This window comes from Sphaerospermopsis aphanizomenoides BCCUSP55 (genome assembly GCF_001586785.1).
GTDB classification, from domain to species: domain Bacteria; phylum Cyanobacteriota; class Cyanobacteriia; order Cyanobacteriales; family Nostocaceae; genus Sphaerospermopsis_A; species Sphaerospermopsis_A aphanizomenoides_A.
Window position 1 is genome coordinate 1 of the sequence record NZ_LUFH02000227.1, and the last position, 1104, is coordinate 1104.

Sequence of the window (1104 nt, forward strand, 5' to 3'; positions counted from 1 at the left end):
GTCCCCAGTCCCCAATCCCCAATCACCATTTACCTACTTCCTTAAATTATGCCAACTTACACAGGAATTTCCAGCGAAGCATTTCGGCATCCACTAGATCGCCAAGCAGAGCAAGCTTTACGAAGTTTGCCAGGATTTGATTTAGTTGCTCGTAAATTTGTGGAATTTGTTTATGAACGTCCTCAATTAGTTTATTTAATGGGCAACTCCATCCAAGTCGGGCCGCGCCAATATTCCACCATTTACCAGATGTTTCGGGACTGTGTACGGGATTTGGATATTTACCCCGAACCTGCACTGTTTATTTCACACAACCCACAAGCCAATAGCTACGCTTTAGGGCAAGATCATCCTTACATAGTCGTTAACACAGGGATACTAGACTTACTTAATGAAGCCGAAATTAGGGCGGTGCTTGCCCATGAACTGGGGCATATTAAATGTGGTCATACTATTTTAATTCAAATGGCGATGTGGGCAATGAGTGCTGCTTCCGTCATTGGTGAATTAACTTTCGGTTTAGGTAATTTCGTCAATCAAGCTTTAATTTATGCCTTTTTTGAATGGCGACGTAAAGCCGAATTATCGGCAGATCGCGCTGCATTGTTAGTAATGGATGACTTAAACCCTGTCATGTCATCCATGATGAAAATTTCTGGTGGTAGTAATAAATATGCCCACGAATGTAGTTTACAAGAATTTATCCAGCAGTCAGAAAAATATCAGGCACTGGATGAAGATGGACTTAATCAAGTATATAAATTTCTCATTTACAATGGCGCTCAAGGCATGATGCTCAGTCATCCTTTTCCTGTAGAACGGCTGCATTATTTACGAGCTTGGGCAGGATCAGAAGAATATCAGCAAATTCGTCAAGGTAACTATCAGCAAACACCCGCTACCGGAGCAGTGAATGTCAAAGTTGAAACACCAGAAAATGAAGCCGAAAAATTACGGAAACAAATTGAAGAATTACAAAAAGAAATTGACAGAATGAAAAAGGCTGATTAGGTGACAGGTGACAGGTGACAGGTGACAGTAAGAAGGGAATAGGCAAGAGAAAAAATTTCTCCTCTGCTCCCCATCACCCCATCACCCCATCAC

At 41.7% G+C, this 1104-nt stretch carries 1 protein-coding gene; it reads left to right on the forward strand.

Going from position 1 to position 1104, the window contains the following annotated elements; genetic code table 11:
• Window positions 1-48 precede the first annotated feature (48 nt).
• Window positions 49-1011 carry a M48 family metallopeptidase gene (locus A0J48_RS26435; protein ID WP_200327544.1) on the forward strand — a complete coding sequence of 321 codons (963 nt, stop codon included), beginning with the start codon at window positions 49-51 and terminating at the stop codon, window positions 1009-1011.
• Window positions 1012-1104: the final 93 nt, after the last annotated feature.